The organism is Phocaeicola sp. RTP21198st1_B8_RTP21198_201120 (assembly GCF_040929485.1).
GTDB lineage: Bacteria > Bacteroidota > Bacteroidia > Bacteroidales > Bacteroidaceae > Phocaeicola > Phocaeicola dorei.
In genome coordinates, this window is the sequence record NZ_JBCOCI010000075.1 from 1 (window position 1) to 23957 (window position 23957).

The window sequence follows — 23957 nt, forward strand, 5'->3', positions numbered from 1 at the left end:
CGCATCATCGCCGGGAACATCAACCAAGTGCTGAAGGTGGACAGCGTGGTGTGCGACTTCAACGCCTATCCCTACCGTGCCGTGACCTACGCCACACAGAAAATCATCCGGCAGAGCAACGTCACCGAGCGCAGCCTCGTGACCACCTGCCGCCTGCTGAACGCATCGCGGTCGGATGACAACCCGAACGGTTTTACCATCGAGGGTTTCACCATCATTGAGAACAAGGATTTACAGACTATCAAACGGTAACAGGACATGAAAAGTATCAGAAAATCAATGTGGGGCATGTATTGGAAACTCCACGACAAACGGAAACGCTTGGCGGCAAGTCTCAAAGGGTATCTGGACGGCTTGCCGCCGGAAACACGCCGCCGCATCGTGCTGGGGATGTTCGCCGCCTTCGCGGTGCTTGCCCTTTACACCTTCGGCAGAGCCGTCTATGACATCGGCAGGAACGACGGCTCACATATGGAAACGGGACACGCCGGACGGGTGGAACTGCCGACCCCGGCGGAAACAGGCAATCACTTAACACCTTATTTATATGGAACAGACAAAGAATGAACCGACGAAAGAGAACAAAGCTGCTCCCGAAACGGGGAAACCGAAAAAGGAGCGCGAACCGCTGACAGAGGCGCAACGGCTGAAACGGCAGAAGATGATCGTGCTGCCCGCTATGGTGTTGGTGTTCATCGGGGCGATGTGGCTGATATTCGCCCCGTCCTCCGGCAAGGAGCAACCGCCGGGAACGGACGGATACAACACCGAGATGCCCGACGCTGACAAGGCGAACCGGCAGATTATCGGCGACAAGCTGAAAGCCTACGAGCATGGGGAGATGGAAGAGCGTCAGGAGAGCCGCAACCGTGCCATCGGGCAGCTGGGCGACATGTTCGACCGCGAGATAGCGGGAACGGAGAACGGAGTGGACTTCGACCTCGCCAATCCGGGCGGCAAGGAAGAAAGGGCAAAGCCAGCCACGCCGCAGACCATCCAGTCCTCCGCAGCCGCCTACCGTGACCTGAACGCCACGCTCGGAAACTTCTACGACCAGCCGAAAAACGACAATGCGGAGATGGACGAATTGTTGGAGCGCATCGCATCGCTGGAGTCGGAACTGGAAAGCGAGAGGGGCAAGGCTTCCTCTATGGACGAGCAGGTGGCTCTTATGGAGAAGTCCTACGAGCTGGCGGCAAAGTACATGGGCGGTCAGAACGGAGGACAGCCATCGGCGGAACAGAGGGCAGAGCCAACTACCGTGCAGAAAGGGAAGAAGAACAAGGCAATGCCTATCAGACAGGTGGAGCATCAAGTAGTTTCTTCACTCTCACAGCCTATGAGTAACGCGGAGTTTGTCGCCGCCTTATCGCAGGAACGCAACCGGGGTTTCAACACGGCTGTCGGCACGGCGGAGGTATTGGACAGGAACACCATACCGGCGTGCGTGCATGGGGCGCAGAGCGTGACGGACGGGCAGACGGTAAGGCTGCGCCTGCTGGAGCCTATGGCGGTGGCAGGCAGGACAATACCCCGGGGTGCGGTGGTGGTCGGCACGGGCAAGATACAGGGTGAGCGGCTCGACATCGAGATTACCTCGCTGGAATACGACGGCACGATTATCCCCGTGGAGCTTGCGGTCTATGACACGGACGGACAGCCCGGCATCTTCATCCCGAACTCGATGGAGATGAACGCCGTCCGGGAGGTCGCCGCCAACATGGGCGGCTCGCTGGGAAGCAGCATCAACATCTCCACCAATGCCGGGGCGCAGCTCGCCTCCGACTTGGGCAAGGGGCTGATACAAGGCACGAGCCAGTACATCGCCAAAAAGATGCGAACCGTCAAGGTGCATCTGAAAGCCGGGTACAGGGTCATGCTTTACCAAGAAAAATATTGAAAACAATAAAAATTACCACTAAAATCCAAAAGTAATGAGAAAAGTAATCATCATGTTTGCCCTCGCTATGGGCATCATAACTGCCAACGCGCAGGAGAATGTAACCGTTGAAACGACCAACGGAAGTGAACAACCGACCTTGACGAAGGAGGTCTATCCGCAGAAGGAGGCGGACGGCGACCTATATCACGGGCTGTCACGCAAGCTGACCTTCGACCGCATGATACCGCCGCACGGTCTGGAAGTGACCTACGACAAGACCGTCCACGTCATTTTTCCGGCGGAGGTGCGCTATGTCGATTTAGGCTCGCCCGACCTGATTGCCGGGAAAGCCGACGGAGCGGAGAACATCATCCGTGTGAAGGCTACCGTAAGGAATTTTCCCAACGAAACGAATATGTCCGTCATCACGGAGGACGGCAGTTTCTACACCTTCAACGTGAAGTACGCCGCCGAACCGCTGTTGCTCAACGTGGAGATGTGCGACTTCATCCATGACGGCAGCACGGTGAACCGCCCGAACAACGCGCAGGAAATCTATCTGAAAGAGCTGGGCAGCGAAAGCCCGATGCTGGTGCGCCTTATCATGAAGTCCATCCACAAACAGAACAAGCGCGAGGTGAAGCATATCGGCTGCAAGCGTTTCGGCATCCAATACCTGTTGAAAGGCATCTACACGCACAACGGCTTGCTTTATTTCCACACGGAGATAAAGAACCAGAGCAACGTGCCTTTCGATGTGGACTACATCACTTGGAAAATCGTGGACAAGAAGGTTGCGAAGCGTACTGCCGTGCAGGAGCAGATTATTCTGCCGCTCCGCGCGCAGAACTACGCCACCCTCGTGCCGGGCAAAAAGAGCGAGCGCACGGTCTTCACGATGGCGAAGTTCACCATCCCCGATGACAAGTGCCTCGTGGTGGAATTGAACGAGAAGAACGGCGGCCGTCACCAGTCCTTCGTGATTGAGAACGAGGATTTGGTACGCGCGGGTACCATCAACGAACTTCAAGTACGCTGACCATGAGAAAGTACATCGCAATAATCATCGCGTCGCTTGCCCTTTTTACAGGGCAGGCGCACGCCCAGCGGTGTCTGCCGAAGATGCAGGGCATCGAGGTGAGGGCGGACATGGCGGACGGCTTCAATCTCGGCGGCAAGGACGGCGGGTACAGCTTCGGGGCGGCTCTCTCCACCTACACGAAGAAGGGGAACAAGTGGGTGTTCGGTGGCGAATACCTGTTGAAGAACAATCCCTACAAGGACACCAAGATACCCGTGGCGCAGTTCACGGCGGAGGGCGGCTATTACTTCAAGATACTGTCGGACGCCCGAAAGATTGTTTTCGTCTATGCCGGGGCTTCGGCTCTCGCCGGATATGAGGCGGTAAATTGGGGGAAGAAGGTGCTGCATGACGGCTCCACGCTGCACGACCGGGACGCCTTCATCTACGGCGGTGCGCTGACGCTCGATGTGGAGTGTTACGTGGCAGACCGTATCGCCCTGCTTGCCAACCTGCGGGAGCGTTGCCTTTGGGGTGGCGACACACGGAAGTTCCACACGCAGTTCGGGGTCGGTATCAAGTTCATCATCAACTGACACGGGCATGGAAAGGACGGAAATAGATGCTGTCAGAAGGATGCCGCTTGCGGATTTTCTCGCACGGCTGGGGCATGAGCCTGTCAGAAGGAGCGGTAACGAGCTGTGGTATCTTGCCCCGTACAGGGGCGAGCGCACATCCTCTTTCCGTGTGAACGTGGCGAAACAGCTCTGGTACGACTTCGGTTTGGGCAAGGGCGGCGACATCTTCACGCTTGCCGGGGAGTTTCTGCAAAGCGATGACTTCATGAAGCAAGCGAAGTTCATAGCGGAAGCCGCCAATATGACGGTTGCCGGATGGGAAAAGCCCGTCTATCTCTCGAAGCCGACCGAATCCGTTTTTGAGGATGTGGAGGTCGCTCCGCTGCTCCGCTCACTGCTGACGGAGTATTTAGAGGAACGGGGCATCCCTTACGCCATCGCATCCCGTCACTGCTGCCGCTTGAACTACGGTGTGCGTGGGAAACGGTATTTTGCCGTTGGCTTTCCGAACATGGCAGGTGGCTATGAAGTCAGAAGCCGATATTTCAAGGGTTGCATACCTCCGAAGTCTGTATCACTGGTAAAGGCGAATGACATCCCGGCTGACGAGTGCCTCGTGTTCGAGGGCTTCATGGACTTTCTCTCTGCCGTGACGCTTGGTGTAACCGGTAACGCTGACTGTCTTGTGCTGAACTCAGTCGCCAACGTGGAGAAGGCGGCGGGATTGCTGGACGGATACGGGCGCATCGGCTGCTTCCTCGACCGTGACGAAGCCGGACGGCGGACGCTTGCCGCACTTACCATGCGATACGGGGAACGTGTCACCGACCGTTCCTCCCTCTATGACGGTTGCAAGGACTTGAACGAGTACCTGCAACTGACAACGAAAAAACAGAAAAACAACCATCTAAAAATCGAAGAACAATGAACATACTGAACAACAGAAACAAGAGAACATCAATATTCAAGGCAGTGGCGTTATGCCTGATAGCCGCCATGTCATTCACCCTCGTGTCATGTGACGATGACATGGACATCCAGCAGTCCTATCCCTTCACGGTGGAGGTCATGCCCGTGCCGAACAAGGTAGTAAAGGGGCAGACAGTGGAAATCCGCTGTGAACTGAAAAAGGAGGGCGACTTTTCGGGTACGCTCTATACCATCCGCTATTTCCAGTTCGAGGGGGAAGGCTCGCTCAAAATGGATAACGGCATCACCTTCCTGCCTAACGACCGCTACCTGCTGGAGAACGAAAAATTCCGCCTGTACTACACGGCGGCGGGTGATGAGGCGCATAATTTCATCGTGGTGGTGGAGGATAACTTTAGCAACTCCTACGAACTGGAATTTGACTTCAACAACAGGAATGTAAAGGACGACGATCTTACCATCGTTCCCATCGGCAACTTCAGCCCCTTGTTGAAATGATGCGTGTATTCATGACAATGCTCTGTTCACTTCTGACGGTCTGTTCTGTGTCCGCGCAGATCAGCCGCCAAGAGGGAACGGACGGGCAGGCGGCAATCTACCGACTGCCGCTTATGGAACGTGCTTTTTTATGCTGCCGCTACTTTGAAGGCTGGCACTCAGAAAAACACTACCCATACGTCGGTTGGGGTCACAAACTTTTGCCAAACGAGAAGTATTCGGCACGAACCATGACAAAACGGGATGCGGATGAACTTTTGCGGAAAGACCTGCGCAAATTTGTCGCCATGTTCCGTAAATTCGGGGTTGATTCGATTTTGCTTGGCACGTTAGCTTACAATGTGGGACCGGCGAAGCTGTTAGGCAGCAAAACAATCCCCAAAAGCACCTTAATCAAGAAGCTGGAAGCTGGTGACAGGAACATCTACCGTGAGTATATAGCCTTCTGCAACTACAAAGGAAAACGCCACGCCATGCTGCTCAAACGGAGAAAGGCGGAGTTTGCGCTGTTGTATATCCCATAAAAGGACTGACAAAACTGGCAAAAGACGTGCCATATTTAACTTGGCACGTCTTTTGCTCTATCACTTGATAGATTATCGTAGGATTTTCTCGTTAATTGACATCGTTGAGCCATTTTTGCCTATCGGTTTCCAAATAACACTTCAAGTTGTAAGTGTTGTGAGAGCAATACAAAACATAGTTATTAACCATAAAAAGTATAGCGAAATTATGAAGAAAGTATTTAGGAAAATTCAGAAAGGAACAACAAAAATGATTGAACGTATCAAATCGTTGGGGGAAATGGAGACGAAGCAGAAATGTGTAGTTCAACGGTTCGAGATTATCATTCCCCTCCACCAAAAAATAACGACCCAATATATAGCCTCCGCAAGTTTTACTTGCGGATTTTTTAGTTATCGCAGATTGGACAAAGGTTTCTTTGCTACTTTCTTTGTCCGCCATCATGCTCACTGAAAGAAAGTAGGGCGGCTCTCGCCGCCCCGCCACTCAAAAGCGTGTGTAAAGTCCCGTCACCATCGTGAACATTTCCTCCAGCATATCAAAATAGATACCCTCGTGTACGGCAATGTCCTTTGTCTTGCACTCAAAGGTCTTTTTGCTGAACGTCCTGCGGTAGAAGCGCATATTGTAGAGGTCTGCCCCTTCGTCATAGATGATGTCAAGGCGGTTGGCACTTGTTTTGTTCCTTGCAAGGCTCATCCGTAAGCCGTTGCCCATATCTATGAAATCACGGCTACCTGTCATGGCGGTGAAGCGTTTTCCGCCTATCTGCTGTAATATCGTCTTGGCTATCATATCTTTTGTTTTTAGGGTTTTAAGTATTGGCGGTGCGGACACCGCCATCCCGTTCAAAATTCTCGCATTTCGGAAATGGGGGTCTGCCGTTGTAGCCACTCTTTCACACATTCCATATTGTACTCGCTCGTGATGACTGCCGTATGGCTGTCGGTGGCGGTGAAACGTGTGCTTTCGTAATCATCTATCCACCCCTTGAGGGTGTCCGTTCCCCACGCTCCGGTATCGTCAAAGATACCGTCCAATGCCGTGATAGGTTCGCTGAACTTGACTATCAGCGTTTGATAGGTCGTGTTCATAGTCTGTCCTCCTTTCCCTTCTTTGCGTTCAGCCACTTGTCCCGTGCGGCTCGGCACTCGTCCAACGTGGGTTTGACACAAGAGAACAATTCTCTGTCTATGGGGTGGCGGTAGTCGTACTGCACAAGTGTCCGCCTGCGTCTTCCGATACCCGATTGGAAACGCTCGTATTTCTCCGTACCTGCTTCCGCGCAGGTGCTTACTCCGTTGATGGTCATTCGTGTTGTCATAATGTTGCTTTTTAGATGGTTAAAAATGTACTGACAGAACTCTGTTCTTCATCACCATTTCGGGGTTGCTTGTGTAGCGTTGGTGCAGGTAGAAATGGTGTGAGCCGAAGCCGTAAAGGAAAAACTTGTCAAGTTCGTGCTTCTCGGCAAACTCCTTTACGCTCTTTCTCAATTCCCCCTCACTCGTTGTGAGAGTGAGGAGGTTCACAAATTCAAGGAACATCGTGGGGATTGCATCATCCCACACACAAATCATACTTTCAATTCTTACTTCCATATCAATGTTGTTTTAGGGGTTATGCTATGCCGCTTTCATCCGCTCACGGATAAGGTTGGCGTTCTTGTTCACAAGGTCTATGATGCGCTCGTGATATTCGGTGTCCTGGTTGTGCTTGCCGTGGCACTGCACCACTTCGAGGGTTCGCAAGTCCACCTCTACGGTTTCAATAATCTCATCGCCAATCCTTGCCGATAGTATGAGGGTGTCGGCTTTCTTGTAGTATCCACTGCCAAACACGCAGATGCCCTGCGTCTTGCCCTCGTTGTAATACTCGTCTATGCTTTCAAGCACCTTGACGATTATTTCCTCGTCCGTGATTACCAAGCCGAAGAATTTGGATTTGTTGGCGATGAAATCCTCCGCATCTTTCTTTCGTTGGAGTTGTCGCTGTTGCTCACGCTCACGCCTTTCAATCTCCCAACGGCGTTGCTCTGCGGCTCTTTCCTTCTCGTGTATGGCTTCAATTTTTCGGGTTGCGTTGTCGTGTGCCGCCATGAAATCTTCGGGACAGATGTTCTTCGGGTTACGGAGGTCTTGACCGAGTTTTTTGAGCATACGCAGATAGTCGCACCACATTGAGAGGTTGTCTATCTGATACTTGTGACGCTTGGCAATCAGATATGATGCCCAACATTCATCGGCAGTACGGGTATTGAAAAGAAAGTGTTTCATGACCTCAATCTCACCGCCTTTCATAAGGGTTTCAATTCTTGGGTCTGAAAGCAAGGCTTTGAAAAGACGCACGGGGGAGATGCCGTGGAAATCGCCCTTGAAGCCGTTACGTCTGAGTTGGGGCAATATCCTCATCTTTGGATATGCACAGCTTCTTGCCACCACATCATCGTATAGGCTGTTGTGCGGTCTTACCTCCATATCGCTGCCTAATGCCCACACATCGCAATAGCAGAAAAGGAAGCCACGGAGCAACGCCATGTCCGTAACCTTGCCGTCGGGTGAAATCCAACGCTGCACGACCTCGTGGCAGTAGAAACGCATCGGTTCGCCTTTCCTGCTCTCGCATCTGACCTGCGCCACGCGGATTACCTGATACCCTTTGCAGGTGGTTATCACGCTGAAATTCTGCGTTTCCTTGTAGATGCGTCTGCGTGTGTCCTGCACTTTGAGTTCGGCATGGCATTTGGGGCAGGTGCAGCCTTCAAGGGTGTCGCATAGTCCGCTGTCGCTGTGCCACTCGTGACCGCAGTCGGAACAGGTGATGTTCCCTTTCTTGGTGCGGTAGCCGATATGCTCAACGCAGTGGCGGTATGCCCAATCTATTTGTGTCGCTGATATGGGGCGAAGGTTGGCGGAAAGTCTTGCCACCTCTTTCTGTATCTTGGTCTTCGGTTTCATAAGCCTAAATCAAATAATGAGGGTTGGGGTTGGTTTTCTTTTCTCGCTGACGGTCTGTGGCGGTTCTGCAACTTGCGGAGTTCCTCCTCTTGGTATTTGCGGACAGCGTTCTGACGTGCCTCCGCCTTTTCCTCTGCCGTGAGTTTCACAACGTGGTTCACAACCACTTGGCAGTCCATCGGTTTGCCCACCTCTATCTCGTTTTCCTCATAGTAGTGGATGGCTTGCCCGAATATCTCTCCGTCCGTGAAACCGTTGCAACCGCTTTTCTGCACATAGTTCAGAATGTGGGTCACGCACTCGTCCATGTTCTTGGCAGGGTTGCGGTACTTCTTTGCAAATAGCGCATCTTCCTCCGCACGCTGTTCCAAGTACATATATATCGTTCTCTTGAAATGGTCTGTTCCTTTCATATCGCTGTCATTTTTAGATTATCTGTTTCAGTATCTCTCTCCAATAGGTCGGCTCTACCTCGCTGAGAAGGAAGTCCATGAAATCCCTCCGTGCGTCCTTGTTCAGTTCGTGGTACAATCTTCGGAAAGTTTCAAAATTGCCGTTGATGTACGTTTCCACCATATACACGAAGATGTTGTCCACCTCGTAATATCTGCACTGCTGCGCTGCCGTCTTGCTGTTTCTTTTTGCCATGTCGGTAAGGGTTAAAGGGTGAATAACCAAAGGATGAAGCCAAAGAAGGCAATGGTGGAAAGGATAGCCACGATTACACCTATCGCCACTCGGAACACTCCGTTTACAATCTCTCTGATGATGCCCCAAAGGATGCCGAACACCCCGAAGGCGGTGCGCATCATCAAGCCGCATATCGCCAACCCGATGTGTTGCGCCATTTGTCTGAAATTTGCCGTTGCCGTCATATCTTCGCTGTTTTTGATTTTTTTGTTTTTAATGCGGATTCAAGAGCTGAGGGAGTTGAGTTTCAAACTATCTTATCTGCCTCTCGTTTATCCGACATTTTTTTTATGCGTCTTTCTGTCGCATCGGTCGTTTTCGTTTCGGGTGCTTGAAAAGGTAGGGATTAGGGAATGCAAGGTTTTTCGGTCAAAATACTACCCGCAGGGCTGGAGATTTTTACCGAAAACAGGAGGCTTGACCTTGCTTTCCCGTCCAATCCCGGAATTACCTTTGCGCCCAGAACGAAAATGACTGACTGATGCGGCTCACTGAAAGGCGCAAAATGGAGGTAAACGAAAACAGAGGCAGATTGGGTAGAAAAAAACTTCAGGGGAAAATCCGTAAAAAAAAGAATCACCAAAAGGAAAAAGACATCACCGGAAGCGTGAAAAGGGCAAACCACAACAAAGGAAGTATGATTGTTTCCGATCCGACGGAACTTGTTCAGCCGGGTGGCAACAATCATTCTTCCCGGTTTGTCCGGCTGTGTGTGGGCGCCTGTTTCATTCATGGGGCAGGCTGACACACTCTGCATTCACTTTCCGCTTCCGGCAAAAGAGACAGCGAAAAAAGAAAAATCATTTGAAAACCCGTAAAAGCACCTCTTGGCATAGGCGCAAAAGAAAGGGGCATTGCTTCATCTGTCTAAACATCGTTTAGGCGTGAGGCAATGCCCTTTTCTCCAGCTATGCGGTAGTCGGCACACGTTTGTTCCAAACTCGTTTTGGGCAATGGTGTGCCGACGGACAATACCGCTTTTACGGAAAATTCTTATGAATGAGGGGATAAAAAACGGGAGTTTATATCAAAATCTCGAATTAAATAGCTACTTTTGCATACGAAGAGTTCTTTGAAGGTTACGCAACGCGCAGAAGGATAATGCAGTAGATAACTAACTAAATCGTAACCTATTACTATCAAGAGCAATTAACCTACGCTCATTTCCAATAAATTACACTCTTTTCGTAACTTCTCGCTGCAAAGCTGAACTTTTGTTCCGTGGAGATGATGATGCGGTGACCGCCTTCTGCTAATGCCTTTGCCAGATTACGTGAACCTTTGCGGATGTCTTTCACAGTACCGGCTACTTCTTCCATTCCCTTTATTTCATCGGCAATGTTCCGGTCGAGCACAATACGGTCGGTAATCATAATAACCGAATCGAATACCGGGGTGTTGTCTACATTCTGAAGGTTTGCCAGTTGGAAGGCCAGCCATGACATGCTCTTTGTTTTGCCTGAACCTGCTGAGTGCTGCACGAGATAGGTTTGCCCTACACCTTTCTCGCGCACGTCGCTAATGATGTTGCGTACGCAACGCAACTGGTGATAACGGGGGAATATATAGAACGGTTCACCCTTCTTAGGTGTAATGTGTTTAATGAAATGCTGAATGAGATTTAGTAAAGAATCAGCTTGCAGCACCTCTTTCCACATATAGCAGGTCGGATAATCTCCTTCTACTTGTGGATTCACCGTTTCCTTGTTGAATGGGAGGAAGCGTGTATTATCGCCGGCCAACTGGGTGGTCATCATCACCCGGTTGTTATCCATGGCGAAATGGACCAGGCAGGTGCGAAGCATACGGTTCTGCGGGTGGCGGTTGGTCTGATATTGGTGCATGGCGTTTACCACAGTCTGACCGGTAGCTTCGTTCTTCAGTTCCAGAGTAATGATAGGCAGACCGTTTAACAGAATGCAGAGGTCGAGTTCGTTATCCTTATCGAAGCCCTGCGTGCTGTACTTCATCTGGCGAACCACGCTGAAGATATTTTTCTTGTAGAGGTGGTCAGCATCATCATCATCAAGGGTCATCTTCGGTTTGAAAGCTGCCAACCGGATGCGTCGGCCTTGCAGCATGAAGCCATTCTTCAACAGTGACAGCAAACTTTCACCACGATTAATTTTCGTGTTGATAGTTTCAATCACAATGTTGAGCGCATCTTGTTCGTCTGCGAAACTTTGAGTGATAAGTTTCTGCCACATAGGTTGCTCGCGCAAAAATTGTAAAAGCATATCTGAGTCCACCAACTTTTGAATATTGAAATCCTTTGGTGTGCGTTGATTGTACATCTTGCTTCCTGCAAGGTATTCTGCTATGTGTTTCTCAAAGAGAGTTTCGTTTAGTAGTTCAAACATATCGGTTCATATTTTTCGTTTTATGATTGCAAAGCTCGTATATAACCGTGCAGTGTTTCTGCACAATTTACTCTTCTATTGCATTTTCTATGTCTTCAATACTTGGCAGTTTCTCTGCCAGTGTCTTTTTCAGTACTTCATCAAGTTCATAGGTTGCTATTCCCAACGGTCGGTCGATGCCTTCAAAAGCCCATTTAACCACCGTCTCGTTTTTCGACTTGCATACCAGCAGTCCTATACTGGGGTTGTCATTATCATCTTTCAAAAGATGGTCTGCCGCCGACACATAGAAGTTGAGTTTACCGGCAAATTCAGGCTCAAATTCCACGACTTTTAGTTCAAGCACGACATAGCATTTCAGCTTTGTATGATAGAATACCATATCCGGAAAGTAGCTGGTTCCACCAGGCATGCGAAGTTCCATCTGACTTCCAACGTATGCAAAACCTGTACCTAATTCCAGCAGAAAACGACGGATATTGTGTTCTAAGGCTTCTTCAAGCATGTGTTCATTGTATGGTTTTCGCAATGTGAGGAAATCGAAGTTATAAGGGTCTTTCAATATTTCTTGTGCCAGTTCATCTTGTGGTTGTGGCAACTTATCGTTGAAATTGGTCTGCGCTTTTCCTCGTTTTTCATAAAGACTTGCTTTCTGCATATTCATCAGCGTGGCGCGACTCCAGTTGCCGGCAATCACTTCGTTTATATAGAATAATGCTTCGTTCACAGTCTTACTCTTTGCCATGATTTCAATGTGATGTCCCCAGGGCACAAGAGCGAATTTTTGTGGCATGGATAATTCGCCAACAAGTTGTTGGCAAATTGACTCATCATCGCTTGTATAGAATCTGAACCACTGTGCCGCATACCGCAAGTTGGTGTATGATAATCCTTTCATACCAGGAAACTCATCTCGCAAATCAAAGCTGAGCTGTTGCAAAACACCACTTCCCCATGCTTGTTCCGCTTTCATCTTTACAATGTCACGACCTAAGCTCCAATAGAACTCCAGCAGCGTGCTGTTTACTTTGATGGCGGCTTTTATCTGACTGTTTCGCAAACGAGATTTGATATCGGCAAACCATTGCTTATATTCTGCGGTTATAGCAAATTTATCTCGCTTTACGAAATGAGGTTCTTCTTCTTTATTATTGCTTGCTTTCATGGTCTTATGCTTTATGTGTCAGCTTACTTTTATCTTGCCTGTCACTACGTTGGTAATGAGGCTTTGTTTCAGTTCTTGAAGATAAGCAATTTTTTTCTTTTGGGTAGCGATAATGTGGTCAATCTTTGAACATTTTGTATCTAAGTATGTGCTAATCTCTTTCTGTTCGGACATAGGAGGTAAGAGAATATTTACTTGTGACATGATTCCTTGAGTTATACTATAGACTTTTATACCACTTACTCTACAACGAATTTGTGAACGCCATACATTTGACCTAAATAAATAAGCTAAGTATTTGCAATCTCTTTCTCTTGTTTTATATATAATGGTATGATAACCAGCATAAATAGGATTAGTTGTATCATTATAAACACAATTTCCACATCCTTCTAAATCTTCTGAAGTATCTGCAAAAATAAAATCTCCTTGTTTTACCAAAGCGGAATCTCCATTTTTAGCAAGTTCCCTTGGGATAAATCTTATTCCTTCTTCAAAAAATCGTACACTCTTATTTTCTTTTGAGTGGATTTGACCATAGCTCATTACAGGAACACCAGTTGCTGTTAAGTCTGCTTTTGAAAATGTAAGTCCTTTGCATAATTTGCCATAATATTTAAAAGGCATAATTTTCCAATGTTCCGGGATTTCGCCAATCCATTTCATTCCACTATCTTTTAGTGGTGCATTGGGATTCAGTCCTCGTATCACGGCACGAGTGATAAGTGATTGTTTAAGTTCATCAAGGTATTCTATTTTCTTTTCTGCCTTAGCAATCATCTTGTCAATCTTCTCGGTCTTGACATCAAGGTAGGAGGCAATGGATTGCTGTTCGGATAACGGAGGAACAGGGACTTTTAATTTTCTGATTATATCTTGGCTTATATTAGGTTGTCCACCTCCAAATGATGATAATAGTAATTCTTCTTTAGCTATGATAAATGAATAAAAAGTATACTTTGGGCATATTCTTTTAGATGGTACAATTATACAACAGGCTTGATTGGTTGCTGTCTCTATATCAAGTAAACCAACTTTACCAATTGTTGCTCCATACATTGCAATCACAACAGAATGAATAGGATAGAACTTCATTTTGCATTCATCTACAGCTTTTGGGGTTATTTTCTTACTTGTTTCAGTTATCAATCCATTATTTAAATCACCTGTTTGAAGCCAGTTAAGACCTTTTTCTGAATAATAGTCTTCACGCGAGGATAATGGCGTTGTACCACTTCCTATTATTGGATGTACACGTGATATCTTTATCGCCTCCCAATGATTGGGTATTTCTCCAATCCATTTCACCCCACTATCTTTATAAGCATCATATTTCTTCATCATCCCTCTTTTTAATCATTCAACAATGAAGATAATTCCTGTTCTTCATCTTCTTCAAGTGCCCGAATATCCGCAAGGATATCCTCTACTGAGCGTAGCGGCTGATATTCATAAAACAGTTTTGAAATAGGGAACTCGCAACCTATCTTATCTTTCTCTCTATCCATCCATGCGTCAGGAGCAAAGCGAAGGACTTCGTTTTGAAAATACTCTTGAATATCCGTCTTGAATGGAATCGATTCATAGTCACGCAAATTAGTGTCAGCGACCAAGTCGCTGTTATCATCAAGTGGTATGACATGAACCTCGGGGGCAGTTTCAGACACTTCACCAAAGAAGGTGCGACAATCTTTGATAAGTTTTGCGGTAGTCTTTATCTTTTTTGACTCCAAGTAAGCAAAGAACTCAGCATCAGTGCGCTCTGTATCAATATCGTCCAATGCAACGATGTTTGCCAAAGCTTCGCTCTGTTTCTTTTCATCGAGCGCAGCATATTTTGTCTTCACATCCTTGTATATAAGACGGAGAGGACGTTCAACGGTAATATAAGTATAGAAGAAATCGTCCTTATCCATAAGTTTTGCATTGTCGCAAGTCTCAAAAGCATGGTAGATACGACCTATTTCACTTCGACCGTAATCGCTGACCAAGACATTTTTCATACCGAGGTTCTTGCGCATAGGCTGTACGTACTCGTCTTTAGCTGCATTTATCAGTAGCACTTTATTCTTGTGGCTTTCGGGTTTCTTGTTATCAAATATCCAAAGGTAGGTAGCGATACCTGTGCCATAGAACAAACCACCGGGCAAAGCAATGATAGCGTCAAGTAAATCATTGTCAAGCATGTGCTTGCGAATATTGCTCCAGCCGGAACCTGCACCACCGTTAAACAATGGTGAGCCATTAGAGAGAATGCCTACACGACTGCCTTTGGGGTCCATCTTATGGAGCATGTGCAAGGTGAATAGTAACTGACCATCGCTTTTGTCGGGCAGTCCCGGAGCAAAGCGGCTGTTTTTATCTTCCGCTTCGGCAGAAACGGAGTCGTATTCACGTTTCCAGTCCACACCGTACGGAGGGTTCGCCAGCATAAAGTTGAATTTTTGGTCGCGGAACTCATCGACAAGAAGCGTGTCACCTACAGCGATACCCTTTGCTTCGTCCCCCTTCATGATAATATCACTCTTGCAGAGTGCGTATGTTTTGTCGTTTAATTCCTGACCAAACAGGTTGACAGTTACATCCACTCTACGCTCCTTTGCTGTTTCCTCTATGGTGTCCTTGGTCAATGTCAGGATGCCGCCTGTACCACAGCAGGGGTCATACACAGAGATTATCTTCCCATCTTGGTAAATCTTATCTTCTTGGCCGAGCAAGGTAATCTCCGTCATCAAGCGGACGATGTCACGAGGAGTATAGAACTGACCGGCACCGATACCTACAGATTCTTTTGCGTAACGAATGACAATTTCGAAAACAGTACCCATCATGTGGTTGTCTACTTTGTCGGGACTGAGGTCGATGTTCAGTACAAAAGCTTTAGTCACTTGGAGCAGCAGGTTCTTGCGGGCAAGGTTTGAGAAGATGTCGCTCAGGCTTGCGTTTTCACCTTTACCGGTGAAGTTTTTCAGAATCTCACGGATGTTTGGACTGAAACCTTCAAGGTAGGTCTTAAAGTTGTTCGTCAAGTCGGCAGGAACTGTTATCAACTTAGAGAGTGACAGACCACTCGTGTTGTAGAATTTGTAGCCGGCAGCATCCATGAGCATCGGCATCATATTGTCGATATCCTCTTGTGAGGTCTGACCAAGTTCTTCAAGCTGCTTCATGTTAGTTGCCACAAGGGCCTCTGAACCTACAAGTACGCAGTCCAGACGGCGGAGGAGAGTGAACGGAAGGATTACATCCTCCACGTCCTTATTGTCATATACATTGCGAAGGAGCTCCTTCACGTTCCATATCATCTGACCTAATTCTTCTGCTGTCATATTGGATTTTTCATTGTTCGTTTCTAGTCATATTGTGTATAGTCTTTTACTCAAATACAAAAATAGTGGATTATTCTCAAATTCTTTTCTCGTTGACTAAAAATCTATTTCCGTTTACCAATGTCTTTTTCCAAGTTGCTTCTTGGGCATAGCTAAGACTTTTTATACGGATGACTAATTCTTTTTATACAGCATACTAAGACGCCCCATTGCAATAGGATATACGTCCTGCTGTCGTAGGATGTAGTAAACATTTGTATAAAAAGCCTTAATAATACGGAAGAAAGGCTTTATATCTGTGATGAAGTTTTAGGGGATCAGCAACGAACTGTCTCCATAGCTCAGGAACCTGAAATCATGTTCCAAAGCATAGTCATAAATCTTTCGCCAGTTTCCTCTCACAAAGGCAGAAACCAATAGCAGTAATGTACTTTGTGGTTGATGGAAATTGGTGACCATTTTCCGGACTATTTTGTATTGATATCCCGGTGCGATGATAATTTGAGTACTGCTATGCAACGCTTCCATTTCGTGGCGGTGCAGATAATCCAGAATTTGTTGCAGGGCTTCCACTGGAGTCAGTTCATTCTTATCTTCATAGGGCATCCATTGCTGTACGTGCAATTCGTTTTGGGCGGCATCAGGGTTATGGTGGATAAGGACCCCGATATAATAAAGACTTTCCAGGGTGCGTACAGAAGTGGTTCCTACCGCAATGGCTTTTCCATTATGGGCGATTAGTTTTTCAATGGTATGCTTGCTTACAGAAATGTATTCCGTATGCATCTCATGTCCCTCTATCTCTTCACTTTTTACGGGCTTGAAAGTACCTGCGCCTACGTGTAAAGTCAGTTCCTCACGGTCAATTCCCCGTTCGTCCAGCGCTGCCAGTACTCTTTCCGTAAAATGAAGCCCTGCGGTAGGAGCGGCAACGGAACCTTTTATCTTTGAATAAACCGTCTGATAAGTTTCCTTGTCACTTTCTTGTGTTTCACGGTTCAGGTAGGGAGGGATGGGCAGTTCACCTATTACTTCCAACAGGTCGGCAAATGTGATTGAATCATCATCCCATGAGAAATCAATCCAATGACTGGTTCCCCTACACTCTCCACGGGTGGCGGACAGGACAATTTGCTTTCCTTTCACATCCACCACGCGGCTTAACGTACCTTTTTTCCATTTTTTCAGATTACCTATCATGCATAGCCAGCTGCACCGGCGTGTTTGTTGAAAACTTAGCACATAGTCATTGGGCTGGATAGGTTCCAGACAGAAGACCTCTATCAATGCCCCTGTTTCTTTACGGAAATGCAGACGCGCTTGAATTACTTTGGTATTATTGAATATCATCAATTCTCCGGATTCCAAATATTGCGGCAAAGAAGTAAAGACATCTTCGTTCACCTCACCGTGGCGGTAAACTAACAGTTTGGACTGGTCGCGTGTGGCGAGGGGGAATTTGGCGATCCGTTCATCGGGTAGCGGGTAGTTGAACTCACTTATTTTGATATGTTTGGTATCTTCCATCTGAATCTATTTCTTTTTCTGCGCAAAAGTACCGATATTTGCGCTAACTAAAAAAGAAAAGAGTATGAAAATAGGAGATAAAGTCCGTTTCCTTAGTGAGGTAGGGGGCGGTGTTGTGACAGGATTTCAAGGAAAAGACATGGTCTTGGTAGAAGATGCCGATGGTTTTGATATTCCGATGCCCATAAAAGAGTGTGTGGTTATAGACACGGATGATTATAACATGAAGCGTAAACCCGTAGCTCCGGCTCCTAAACAGGAGGTTGTCAGTGCAAAGGCAAAAGGAGCGTCAGTCAAGGTACGTCAGGATGAAGAGGAGGATGAACGTCCCATTACTTATCGTCCGGCTGAGCGAAAAGGGGGGGATATCTTGAATGTGATGCTTGCTTTTGTACCACAAGATCTCAAGGCTATTTCAGCAACGGCATTTGACTCGTATCTTATTAACGACAGCAATTTCACATTGTACTTTACTTATCTTACTGCCGAAGGAAGTAACTGGCGGGTACGTAGCCATGGCACGGTGGAACCGAATACTAAATTCTATATAGAGGAATTCGAGAAAAGCGCTTTAAATGAATTGGAAAGGGTGGCGGTGCAGTTCATCGCTTTCAAGGATAACAAAAGCTTTTTGTTCAAGCCTGCCGTATCGGTAGAACTACGTATAGATACAGTGAAGTTTTATAAACTGCATACTTTCCGTGAGAGTATTTTCTTTGAAGAACCGTCACTTATTTATGATATTGTGAGAGATGATGTTCCGGTGAAACAGGTTTTTGTTTCAGCGGAGGATATAAAGGATGCATTGCTACAGAAAAAAGAACCGGAACCGCAAATGGCAAAACAACCACAACCCAAGAAAGTGAAGAGTGAAATTGTAGAGATTGATCTCCATGCTCACGAGTTGCTGGATACGACTGCCGGTATGAGCAATAGTGAGATATTGAATTATCAATTGGATGTTTTCCGCAAGACATTGGAAGAATACAAGAACAAGAAGGGACAGAAAATTGTCTTTATTCATGGTAAGGGAGATGGTGTGCTACGCAAATCTATCTTGCAGGAGTTGAAATATAAATATAAAAACTATGAAAGTCAGGATGCTTCGTTCCGTGAATATGGTTTCGGGGCTACGATGGTGATTATTCACTAAAAGTCTTTCATTCATACAGATTGTAATATGACAACATTGAAAGAATTTTTGAAGACGGATCGTTTCGCTACCTGTACGGGAGTGGAACTTCTTGAAATAAAGCCGGGTTATGCCCGTGCGCGTATGGAAGTGACTGATCGTCATCTGAACGGAGGAGGGGTATGCCAAGGGGGAGCTTTGTTTACATTGGCAGATTTGGCTTTTGCCGCTGTGGCGAACAGCCGTAAGAAGCTTACACTTTCCGTGAATGCCAATATCACTTTTCTCCGTCCCGCCAAACTGGGTTACGTGTATGCCGATGCTACTGAGGTGTTCAATCATCATCGCATTCCTTTTGTCGAGGTGAAGATAACAGATGAACAAGGAGAACTGATAGCTATATTTACTTCATCAGGCTATCGTAAAGAATCAGATTTGCCGGTAGATACGTTAGAGTGATTCACGAGAATAAAAAAGCCTGTTACCGTTTTTCGGCAGCAGGCTTTTTAATGGTTATCGGTGAAGATAATGTTTCGTTATCCTATCCTTCTTTTACTTTAGCTTTTCCTATTCTTCCCGGTTCTACAAACAGATATTTGTAGCCTACACGAATACTTGCCAGATGCAGTGTTTTTAAATGTGCGCGGCGTACTAGCAGAGCGGTCATTTCATGAATACGCCCGTCAACATAGCCTATCATCTCACTTTCTGTTGTGTTTTCAGAGCCGTAAGTACCTGCTCCTTGAACAATCATAAAAGGTGATTCGGTGCCTGCTTTATCCATACCGATAGCAATAGCCACATAAATCCACATAGGACCATGAGCAACTACTTTACGTGCTGTGGCTGTGCGGCTTTCGCCTTTTGTCAGTGTCTTGTGGCAACAGCCTTCTATGGATTTGATTTTCTTTCCCAAATCATATACGGTTACTTTGTCATCGGCGGCATCCAAAGGTTGCTCGAATAAAATTGTGTCTTTTTTGTCCGGATAGCTGATGTGATAACATTCATATTCCGGTTGCATTCCTCTAGGTTCATCATCGCCCACGGAACCTGCTACAAGTTTAACTTCAAGAAAAGAGCCGTTCAGGGCGGTTTCATATACCGCATCCGTCAAAGCGGCGTTACTGGTTAATTCTAATTCTTTCATAAGTCAAGGTTTTTAATAAGTTTCTCTCATAACATTAGGTGGAACGAAAAGTTCGAAATAGTTTGATAAGGAACAAAAACGGGTGTTAATAGATGAAATAAGGAGATTGGTCGATAACTCTTGTCTCAATGATAATAAAGCTTTAATTTTACTTGTGGAAAAAGAAAAAGTTTGAGAATCAAGATTGAGTAGAAGAAAGGTGGACGGATTATTAGTTTGTCTGGATAGAGGGATCGATATGGTTGTAGGAAGGATATGAAGAAGCAGTTTTATAAATACGTTAATAATAAGTTTGTTAGTAAATAAGGTCGGATGAGGCTTTGTTTATAAGGAAAACGCTCGTTGTGAAACGGGCGTTTTTGATTTTGTATCAGTATGTGTTTAAAAGTAAATCCTACAAAAAACGTTCTATTCGGTGAAGAATAGAACGTCTTTTTATAGAATGGAATGAAGTTTACAAACGATAGTCGGCTAAATCATCTGCTTTTATTTTACGGATGAAATTGAAATGTTTTTCTATTTCAGCTTCTGCATAGTTTACATATACATGGGCTGACTTGGCGAACAATTCAGGTGCTTTTGTCGCATCTTGGATAAGAAGATGTGACATGATGCATACGGCAGCCATTTCATAAAGACGGCGTGCAACGAAATCAAGCAACTCTTGATTCTGGGCCTCTTTTACTGCATTAGTGCATGCGTCAAATTTGTTGGCCATTTCTTTCACACGGTCCATCAGCGGTTGCATTTCTTCACTGCAAGGAATAGCCTCGTAATTACGCAAGGTTGCGATATAAGAACCGTTGGTTACATAACGGATAGCGGCTACAGTCTGCAACTGGGTCGTTCCTTCGTAAATGCTGGTGATGCGTGCGTCGCGATAGATGCGCTGGCAAGCATATTCCATCATGAAACCTGAACCACCGTGAATCTGGATACAATCGTATGCATTTTGGTTGGCATATTCAGAGTTCATACCCTTGGAAAGCGGAGTAAAACTGTCTGCTAGCTTGGCGTAGACTTTTTGTTCCTGACGTTCTTCAGGAGTCAGTTTGCGTTCGCGGGCAATATCATCCAATGCTTTGTAAATATCCACATAGCGTGAAGTCTGGTAAAGCAATGCACGGCCTGCATCCAGTTTGGCTTTCATGATAGACAGCATGTCATATACTGCTGGGAAATCGATGATGGCTTTTCCGAACTGCTTACGTTCTTTGGCGTATGCCAGTCCTTCGTTGTAAGCGGCTTGTGACAAACCTACTGACTGGGCGGCGATACCCAGACGCGCACCATTCATCAAGGCCATTACGTATTTAATCAAACCGAGCTTACGGTCACCGCAAAGTTCGGCTTTCGCGTTCTTGTAAACCAGTTCGCAGGTAGGAGAGCCGTGGATACCTAATTTATTTTCGATGCGGCGTACATCTACACCTCCTTCGTTTTTGTCATAGATGAACATAGACAAACCACGTCCGTCTTTGGTTCCTTCTTCGCTACGTGCCAATACCAGGTGAAGATTAGCGTCACCGTTAGTGATGAAACGTTTCACACCGTTCAGACGCCAGCAGTTGTTGGCTTCATCGAAAGTAGCTTTCAGCATTACTGACTGAAGGTCGGAACCGGCATCGGGTTCGGTCAAGTCCATAGACATGGTTTCACCCGCACAAATACGGGGAATGAAACGGCTGTGCTGGTCTTCGTTACCGAACTCATACAGCGTTTCGATACAGTCTTGCAAAGACCAGATGTTTCCGAATCCCGCATCGGCAGCGGCAACAATTTCCGCGCACATGGTGTACGGGGTGATGGGGAAGTTCAAGCCACCGAAACGACGAGGCATGGTCATACCGTTCAGTCCGGCTTTTACCATAGCGTCGAGGTTCTGCTTGGTTCCTGAAGCATATTCCACACGTCCGTTTCCACAGTGAGGACCTTCTTCGTCTACCCCTTCGGCATTGGGAGCGATAGTTTCACCTGTAATCTCACCTGTGATCTCCAGAATCTTATCGTAAGAGTCCATTGCATCGGCATAATCCTGCGGTGCATAATCGAACTCGTCTTTATCTCTATAGTCGCGCTCTTTCAGTTGGCAGATGCGCTCCATCATCGGATTGTTCAAGTGATACTTGAGTTCCGGTATATCGGTATAAAAGTTTGCCATTACTTACTGTTCTTTTTATAATACTTAATCAATTTCGGAACGACTTCTTCCACAGTGCCGTTAATCACATAGTCGGCAATGGTGTTGATCGGAGCGTTCGGGTCACTGTTTACAGAGATGATGATACCTGCATCCTGCATACCTGCGATGTGCTGGATTTGTCCGGAGATACCGCAAGCGATATACAGTTTGGGACGGACGGTTACACCCGTCTGACCAATCTGGCGGTCATGGTCTGCATAACCTGCATCGACAGCTGCACGGCTGGCACCCACTTCGGCGTGAAGTTCTTTGGCCAGTTCGAACAATTTGTCAAAACCTTCTTTAGATCCCATTCCGTAACCTCCGGCAATCACGATAGGTGCGCCTTTCAGGTTATGTTTGGCTTTTTCTACATGGCGGTCGATGACTTTTACTACATAGTCTGTTTCAGGAACAAACTTGGCAACGTCGTGGTTCACCACTTCTCCCTGGTAGCTTTCATCCAGAATCTCTTTCTTCATCACGCCTTCGCGAACGGTCGCCATCTGCGGACGGTGCTCGGGGTTGACAATGGTTGCAACGATGTTACCACCGAAGGCGGGACGAATCTGATACAACAGATTTTCGTAAGTGATGCCATTTTTCTTGTCTTCGTGGGTACCGATTTCCAACTGGGTACAGTCGGCAGTCAGTCCGCTAGTCAATGCGGAAGATACACGTGGTCCCAGATCGCGGCCGATAACGGTAGCGCCCATCAGACAGATTTGCGGTTTTTCTTCTTTAAACAGATTCACCAAGATAGAAGTGTGGGGCAGTGAAGTATAAGGGAACAGACCCGGAGCATCGAATACATGAAGTTTGTCTACTCCGTAGGGCAATACTTGTTTTTCAATTCCTGCAAGGCCGGTTCCGGCAGCGATTGCCTCAAGCTGGCAGCCTAACTGATTAGCTAATTTACGGCCTTTGGTTAAAAGTTCGAGACTCACATCGGCCACTGTTGTGCCTTCAATCTCGCAATATACAAATACATTATTCATAATCGTTATCCTATTGTATGGTTAGCTAACAGTTCGACAATCAATCCTTCCACATCCTGGTCGCTTCCTGTCATGGTCTTGCTTTCTTTTGCCTGGAAGACGATGTTTTCAATCTTCTTCACTTTGGTGGGAGAGCCTGACAGACCGCACTGCTTGGTGTCTCCTTCTACATCGGCCACACTCCATTCAGTGATATTCAGGTAAGGGAATTTTTCATATAGTTCAGCGTAAGGCAGTTCAGAACCGTCTTTAGTGATGGCTGCTTTTTCCTGTGCGCCGAGAGCACGTTTGTATTTCTGTAACAATTTGGCATTGCGCGGACGGCAGGGAGCTGCACTTCCGTTCACTGTCAGTACAATAGGCAGAGGACCTTCCACTGTTTCTACCCCGCCGTCAATATGGCGTTTTACAGTGATGCGGCGGGCAGTTTCGTCCACATTCAGAATTTCTTCCGTATAAGTAATCTGGCTTAACCCCAGTTTTTCCGCTACCTGCGGACCTACCTGTGCGGTATCACCGTCGATAGCCTGACGGCCACCGATAATCAGATCACATTCGCCTATTTTGCGGATAGCCGTAGCGATGGCGTATGAAGTGGCCAACGTGTCAGCACCGGCAAAAGCACGGTCGGTCAATAAATATCCATTGTCTGCTCCTCTGTATAAACCTTCACGAATAATTTCGGCAGCGCGTCCGGGGCCCATGGTCAGGATAGTTACCGTAGAGCCGGGATGTGTGTCTTTCAGTCTGAGTGCCTGTTCCAAGGCGTTCAGGTCTTCCGGATTGAAGATAGCCGGAAGTGCCGCACGGTTGATAGTACCGTCAGCGTTCATGGCATCTTTCCCCACATTGCGTGTGTCGGGAACTTGTTTTGCCAGTACTACAATTTTTAAACTCATATACTTTAATATATTTGGTATTAGTAATATTCCGACGGCAAATTTACTTAAACAATTTGAGCGACAAAAGGATATGGGGAGAAAATATGCACAAAAAGGTGAGGTTTGAGCATGAATCGAGGAGGATACAAATG

Annotated in this window: 29 protein-coding genes and 1 pseudogene; 12 read left to right on the plus strand and 18 right to left on the minus strand. The window is 46.8% G+C overall.

Annotation, left to right across the window (positions count from 1 at the left end; translation table 11 throughout):
- From AB5935_RS19220 to AB5935_RS19260, 9 genes and pseudogenes are all read left to right on the plus strand, one after another.
- Window positions 1-252, plus strand: a pseudogene (locus AB5935_RS19220) (conjugative transposon protein TraK); the annotation flags it as partial.
- Between the two features lie 6 nt (window positions 253-258).
- Entirely contained in the window at window positions 259-567 is a 309-nt protein-coding gene (locus tag AB5935_RS19225) for a TraL conjugative transposon family protein (protein WP_004291520.1), read from the plus strand.
- A complete protein-coding gene (traM, locus tag AB5935_RS19230; RefSeq protein ID WP_004291521.1) occupies window positions 548-1900 on the plus strand; it encodes a conjugative transposon protein TraM in 1353 nt (450 codons plus the stop codon). Before AB5935_RS19225 ends, traM begins: the two co-directional genes overlap by 20 nt.
- A gap of 34 nt (window positions 1901-1934) precedes the next feature.
- Entirely contained in the window at window positions 1935-2921 is a 987-nt protein-coding gene (traN, locus tag AB5935_RS19235; protein WP_004291522.1) for a conjugative transposon protein TraN, read from the plus strand.
- Window positions 2922-2923: 2 nt separating this feature from the next.
- Window positions 2924-3499, plus strand: coding sequence for a conjugal transfer protein TraO (locus AB5935_RS19240; protein ID WP_004291523.1), 576 nt, complete (start codon window positions 2924-2926; stop codon window positions 3497-3499).
- Window positions 3500-3506: 7 nt separating this feature from the next.
- Window positions 3507-4409, plus strand: a complete 903-nt coding sequence (locus tag AB5935_RS19245; protein WP_004291524.1) for a toprim domain-containing protein — start codon at window positions 3507-3509, stop codon at window positions 4407-4409.
- Window positions 4406-4909 (plus strand): DUF3872 domain-containing protein, encoded by a 504-nt coding sequence (locus tag AB5935_RS19250; RefSeq protein WP_004291525.1) that lies wholly within the window; start codon window positions 4406-4408, stop codon window positions 4907-4909. The genes AB5935_RS19245 and AB5935_RS19250 overlap by 4 nt, the downstream gene beginning before the upstream one ends.
- Window positions 4906-5433: a glycoside hydrolase family protein gene (locus AB5935_RS19255; protein WP_004291526.1), complete on the plus strand. Its 528-nt coding sequence runs from the start codon at window positions 4906-4908 to the stop codon at window positions 5431-5433. Before AB5935_RS19250 ends, AB5935_RS19255 begins: the two co-directional genes overlap by 4 nt.
- A gap of 64 nt (window positions 5434-5497) precedes the next feature.
- On the plus strand, window positions 5498-5887 hold the full coding sequence (locus AB5935_RS19260; RefSeq protein ID WP_004291527.1) for a hypothetical protein: 390 nt from the start codon (window positions 5498-5500) through the stop codon (window positions 5885-5887).
- A 33-nt stretch (window positions 5888-5920) separates the two neighbouring features.
- Here the strand turns inward: AB5935_RS19260 and AB5935_RS19265 are convergent, their stop codons facing one another.
- From AB5935_RS19265 to AB5935_RS19305, 9 genes are all read right to left on the minus strand, one after another.
- On the minus strand, window positions 5921-6229 hold the full coding sequence (locus AB5935_RS19265; protein WP_004304290.1) for a hypothetical protein: 309 nt from the start codon (window positions 6227-6229) through the stop codon (window positions 5921-5923).
- Window positions 6230-6282: 53 nt separating this feature from the next.
- On the minus strand, window positions 6283-6528 hold the full coding sequence (locus AB5935_RS19270) for a DUF6956 domain-containing protein (RefSeq protein WP_004291529.1): 246 nt from the start codon (window positions 6526-6528) through the stop codon (window positions 6283-6285).
- Window positions 6525-6758, minus strand: a complete 234-nt coding sequence (locus tag AB5935_RS19275; protein WP_004304291.1) for a DUF3873 domain-containing protein — start codon at window positions 6756-6758, stop codon at window positions 6525-6527. Before AB5935_RS19275 ends, AB5935_RS19270 begins: the two co-directional genes overlap by 4 nt.
- Before the next feature lie 19 nt (window positions 6759-6777).
- Complete coding sequence (locus tag AB5935_RS19280; RefSeq protein WP_004291531.1) at window positions 6778-7035, minus strand: hypothetical protein; 258 nt, start codon at window positions 7033-7035, stop codon at window positions 6778-6780.
- A 24-nt stretch (window positions 7036-7059) separates the two neighbouring features.
- Entirely contained in the window at window positions 7060-8391 is a 1332-nt protein-coding gene (locus AB5935_RS19285) for a PcfJ domain-containing protein (RefSeq protein WP_004291532.1), read from the minus strand.
- Complete coding sequence (locus AB5935_RS19290) at window positions 8388-8804, minus strand: PcfK-like family protein (protein ID WP_004291533.1); 417 nt, start codon at window positions 8802-8804, stop codon at window positions 8388-8390. The genes AB5935_RS19285 and AB5935_RS19290 overlap by 4 nt, the downstream gene beginning before the upstream one ends.
- Before the next feature lie 13 nt (window positions 8805-8817).
- Window positions 8818-9039 carry a hypothetical protein gene (locus AB5935_RS19295; RefSeq protein ID WP_004291534.1) on the minus strand — a complete coding sequence of 74 codons (222 nt, stop codon included), beginning with the start codon at window positions 9037-9039 and terminating at the stop codon, window positions 8818-8820.
- A gap of 11 nt (window positions 9040-9050) precedes the next feature.
- Window positions 9051-9266 (minus strand): hypothetical protein, encoded by a 216-nt coding sequence (locus tag AB5935_RS19300; protein ID WP_004291535.1) that lies wholly within the window; start codon window positions 9264-9266, stop codon window positions 9051-9053.
- Window positions 9267-9427: 161 nt separating this feature from the next.
- On the minus strand, window positions 9428-9838 hold the full coding sequence (locus AB5935_RS19305) for a hypothetical protein (protein WP_368327523.1): 411 nt from the start codon (window positions 9836-9838) through the stop codon (window positions 9428-9430).
- A 106-nt stretch (window positions 9839-9944) separates the two neighbouring features.
- Here AB5935_RS19305 and AB5935_RS19310 point away from each other — a divergent pair, with 106 nt between their 5' ends.
- Window positions 9945-10157 carry a hypothetical protein gene (locus tag AB5935_RS19310; protein ID WP_007567577.1) on the plus strand — a complete coding sequence of 71 codons (213 nt, stop codon included), beginning with the start codon at window positions 9945-9947 and terminating at the stop codon, window positions 10155-10157.
- A gap of 84 nt (window positions 10158-10241) precedes the next feature.
- Here AB5935_RS19310 and AB5935_RS19315 read toward each other — a convergent pair whose 3' ends face one another.
- The 5 genes from AB5935_RS19315 to AB5935_RS19335 all read right to left on the minus strand — a co-directional run bounded on the left by AB5935_RS19315 (window position 10242) and on the right by AB5935_RS19335 (window position 17462).
- Window positions 10242-11441, minus strand: a complete 1200-nt coding sequence (locus AB5935_RS19315) for a type I restriction endonuclease (RefSeq protein ID WP_368327524.1) — start codon at window positions 11439-11441, stop codon at window positions 10242-10244.
- Between the two features lie 67 nt (window positions 11442-11508).
- Window positions 11509-12606, minus strand: coding sequence for a YhcG family protein (locus AB5935_RS19320; RefSeq protein WP_022185912.1), 1098 nt, complete (start codon window positions 12604-12606; stop codon window positions 11509-11511).
- Window positions 12607-12624: 18 nt separating this feature from the next.
- Window positions 12625-13950 (minus strand): restriction endonuclease subunit S, encoded by a 1326-nt coding sequence (locus tag AB5935_RS19325; RefSeq protein WP_038611503.1) that lies wholly within the window; start codon window positions 13948-13950, stop codon window positions 12625-12627.
- A gap of 8 nt (window positions 13951-13958) precedes the next feature.
- Window positions 13959-15935, minus strand: a complete 1977-nt coding sequence (locus AB5935_RS19330; RefSeq protein ID WP_038604752.1) for an N-6 DNA methylase — start codon at window positions 15933-15935, stop codon at window positions 13959-13961.
- A gap of 309 nt (window positions 15936-16244) precedes the next feature.
- Complete coding sequence (locus AB5935_RS19335; protein WP_007831057.1) at window positions 16245-17462, minus strand: S-adenosylmethionine:tRNA ribosyltransferase-isomerase; 1218 nt, start codon at window positions 17460-17462, stop codon at window positions 16245-16247.
- A gap of 64 nt (window positions 17463-17526) precedes the next feature.
- Here AB5935_RS19335 and AB5935_RS19340 point away from each other — a divergent pair, with 64 nt between their 5' ends.
- Both AB5935_RS19340 and AB5935_RS19345 read left to right on the plus strand, forming a co-directional pair.
- Entirely contained in the window at window positions 17527-18615 is a 1089-nt protein-coding gene (locus tag AB5935_RS19340) for a DUF2027 domain-containing protein (protein WP_007831058.1), read from the plus strand.
- A 27-nt stretch (window positions 18616-18642) separates the two neighbouring features.
- The gene (locus AB5935_RS19345) at window positions 18643-19053 is read left to right on the plus strand and encodes a PaaI family thioesterase (protein ID WP_007831066.1); all 411 of its coding nucleotides are present in this window, start codon (window positions 18643-18645) and stop codon (window positions 19051-19053) included.
- Between the two features lie 82 nt (window positions 19054-19135).
- Here AB5935_RS19345 and AB5935_RS19350 read toward each other — a convergent pair whose 3' ends face one another.
- The 4 genes from AB5935_RS19350 to AB5935_RS19365 form a co-directional block, all read right to left on the minus strand.
- Window positions 19136-19744 carry a histidine decarboxylase, pyruvoyl type gene (locus tag AB5935_RS19350; RefSeq protein ID WP_007831068.1) on the minus strand — a complete coding sequence of 203 codons (609 nt, stop codon included), beginning with the start codon at window positions 19742-19744 and terminating at the stop codon, window positions 19136-19138.
- Between the two features lie 454 nt (window positions 19745-20198).
- Window positions 20199-21905, minus strand: coding sequence for an acyl-CoA dehydrogenase family protein (locus tag AB5935_RS19355; protein ID WP_007831071.1), 1707 nt, complete (start codon window positions 21903-21905; stop codon window positions 20199-20201).
- Entirely contained in the window at window positions 21905-22924 is a 1020-nt protein-coding gene (locus AB5935_RS19360; RefSeq protein WP_007831072.1) for an electron transfer flavoprotein subunit alpha/FixB family protein, read from the minus strand. Before AB5935_RS19360 ends, AB5935_RS19355 begins: the two co-directional genes overlap by 1 nt.
- Window positions 22925-22929: 5 nt before the next feature.
- The gene (locus AB5935_RS19365) at window positions 22930-23823 is read right to left on the minus strand and encodes an electron transfer flavoprotein subunit beta/FixA family protein (protein ID WP_005840635.1); all 894 of its coding nucleotides are present in this window, start codon (window positions 23821-23823) and stop codon (window positions 22930-22932) included.
- Between the last annotated feature and the right edge of the window lie 134 nt (window positions 23824-23957).

Coding starts and splice junctions, on each gene's coding strand:
- AB5935_RS19225 (WP_004291520.1), top strand. CDS start 259: ATGAAAAGTATCAGAAAATCAATGTGGGGCATGTATTGGAAACTCCAC.
- traM (WP_004291521.1), top strand. CDS start 548: ATGGAACAGACAAAGAATGAACCGACGAAAGAGAACAAAGCTGCTCCC.
- traN (WP_004291522.1), top strand. CDS start 1,935: ATGAGAAAAGTAATCATCATGTTTGCCCTCGCTATGGGCATCATAACT.
- AB5935_RS19240 (WP_004291523.1), top strand. CDS start 2,924: ATGAGAAAGTACATCGCAATAATCATCGCGTCGCTTGCCCTTTTTACA.
- AB5935_RS19245 (WP_004291524.1), top strand. CDS start 3,507: ATGGAAAGGACGGAAATAGATGCTGTCAGAAGGATGCCGCTTGCGGAT.
- AB5935_RS19250 (WP_004291525.1), top strand. CDS start 4,406: ATGAACATACTGAACAACAGAAACAAGAGAACATCAATATTCAAGGCA.
- AB5935_RS19255 (WP_004291526.1), top strand. CDS start 4,906: ATGATGCGTGTATTCATGACAATGCTCTGTTCACTTCTGACGGTCTGT.
- AB5935_RS19265 (WP_004304290.1), bottom strand. CDS start 6,229: ATGATAGCCAAGACGATATTACAGCAGATAGGCGGAAAACGCTTCACC.
- AB5935_RS19270 (WP_004291529.1), bottom strand. CDS start 6,528: ATGAACACGACCTATCAAACGCTGATAGTCAAGTTCAGCGAACCTATC.
- AB5935_RS19275 (WP_004304291.1), bottom strand. CDS start 6,758: ATGACAACACGAATGACCATCAACGGAGTAAGCACCTGCGCGGAAGCA.
- AB5935_RS19280 (WP_004291531.1), bottom strand. CDS start 7,035: ATGGAAGTAAGAATTGAAAGTATGATTTGTGTGTGGGATGATGCAATC.
- AB5935_RS19285 (WP_004291532.1), bottom strand. CDS start 8,391: ATGAAACCGAAGACCAAGATACAGAAAGAGGTGGCAAGACTTTCCGCC.
- AB5935_RS19290 (WP_004291533.1), bottom strand. CDS start 8,804: ATGAAAGGAACAGACCATTTCAAGAGAACGATATATATGTACTTGGAA.
- AB5935_RS19295 (WP_004291534.1), bottom strand. CDS start 9,039: ATGGCAAAAAGAAACAGCAAGACGGCAGCGCAGCAGTGCAGATATTAC.
- AB5935_RS19300 (WP_004291535.1), bottom strand. CDS start 9,266: ATGACGGCAACGGCAAATTTCAGACAAATGGCGCAACACATCGGGTTG.
- AB5935_RS19305 (WP_368327523.1), bottom strand. CDS start 9,838: ATGCAGAGTGTGTCAGCCTGCCCCATGAATGAAACAGGCGCCCACACA.
- AB5935_RS19315 (WP_368327524.1), bottom strand. CDS start 11,441: ATGTTTGAACTACTAAACGAAACTCTCTTTGAGAAACACATAGCAGAA.
- AB5935_RS19320 (WP_022185912.1), bottom strand. CDS start 12,606: ATGAAAGCAAGCAATAATAAAGAAGAAGAACCTCATTTCGTAAAGCGA.
- AB5935_RS19325 (WP_038611503.1), bottom strand. CDS start 13,950: ATGATGAAGAAATATGATGCTTATAAAGATAGTGGGGTGAAATGGATT.
- AB5935_RS19330 (WP_038604752.1), bottom strand. CDS start 15,935: ATGACAGCAGAAGAATTAGGTCAGATGATATGGAACGTGAAGGAGCTC.
- AB5935_RS19335 (WP_007831057.1), bottom strand. CDS start 17,462: ATGGAAGATACCAAACATATCAAAATAAGTGAGTTCAACTACCCGCTA.
- AB5935_RS19340 (WP_007831058.1), top strand. CDS start 17,527: ATGAAAATAGGAGATAAAGTCCGTTTCCTTAGTGAGGTAGGGGGCGGT.
- AB5935_RS19345 (WP_007831066.1), top strand. CDS start 18,643: ATGACAACATTGAAAGAATTTTTGAAGACGGATCGTTTCGCTACCTGT.
- AB5935_RS19350 (WP_007831068.1), bottom strand. CDS start 19,744: ATGAAAGAATTAGAATTAACCAGTAACGCCGCTTTGACGGATGCGGTA.
- AB5935_RS19355 (WP_007831071.1), bottom strand. CDS start 21,905: ATGGCAAACTTTTATACCGATATACCGGAACTCAAGTATCACTTGAAC.
- AB5935_RS19360 (WP_007831072.1), bottom strand. CDS start 22,924: ATGAATAATGTATTTGTATATTGCGAGATTGAAGGCACAACAGTGGCC.
- AB5935_RS19365 (WP_005840635.1), bottom strand. CDS start 23,823: ATGAGTTTAAAAATTGTAGTACTGGCAAAACAAGTTCCCGACACACGC.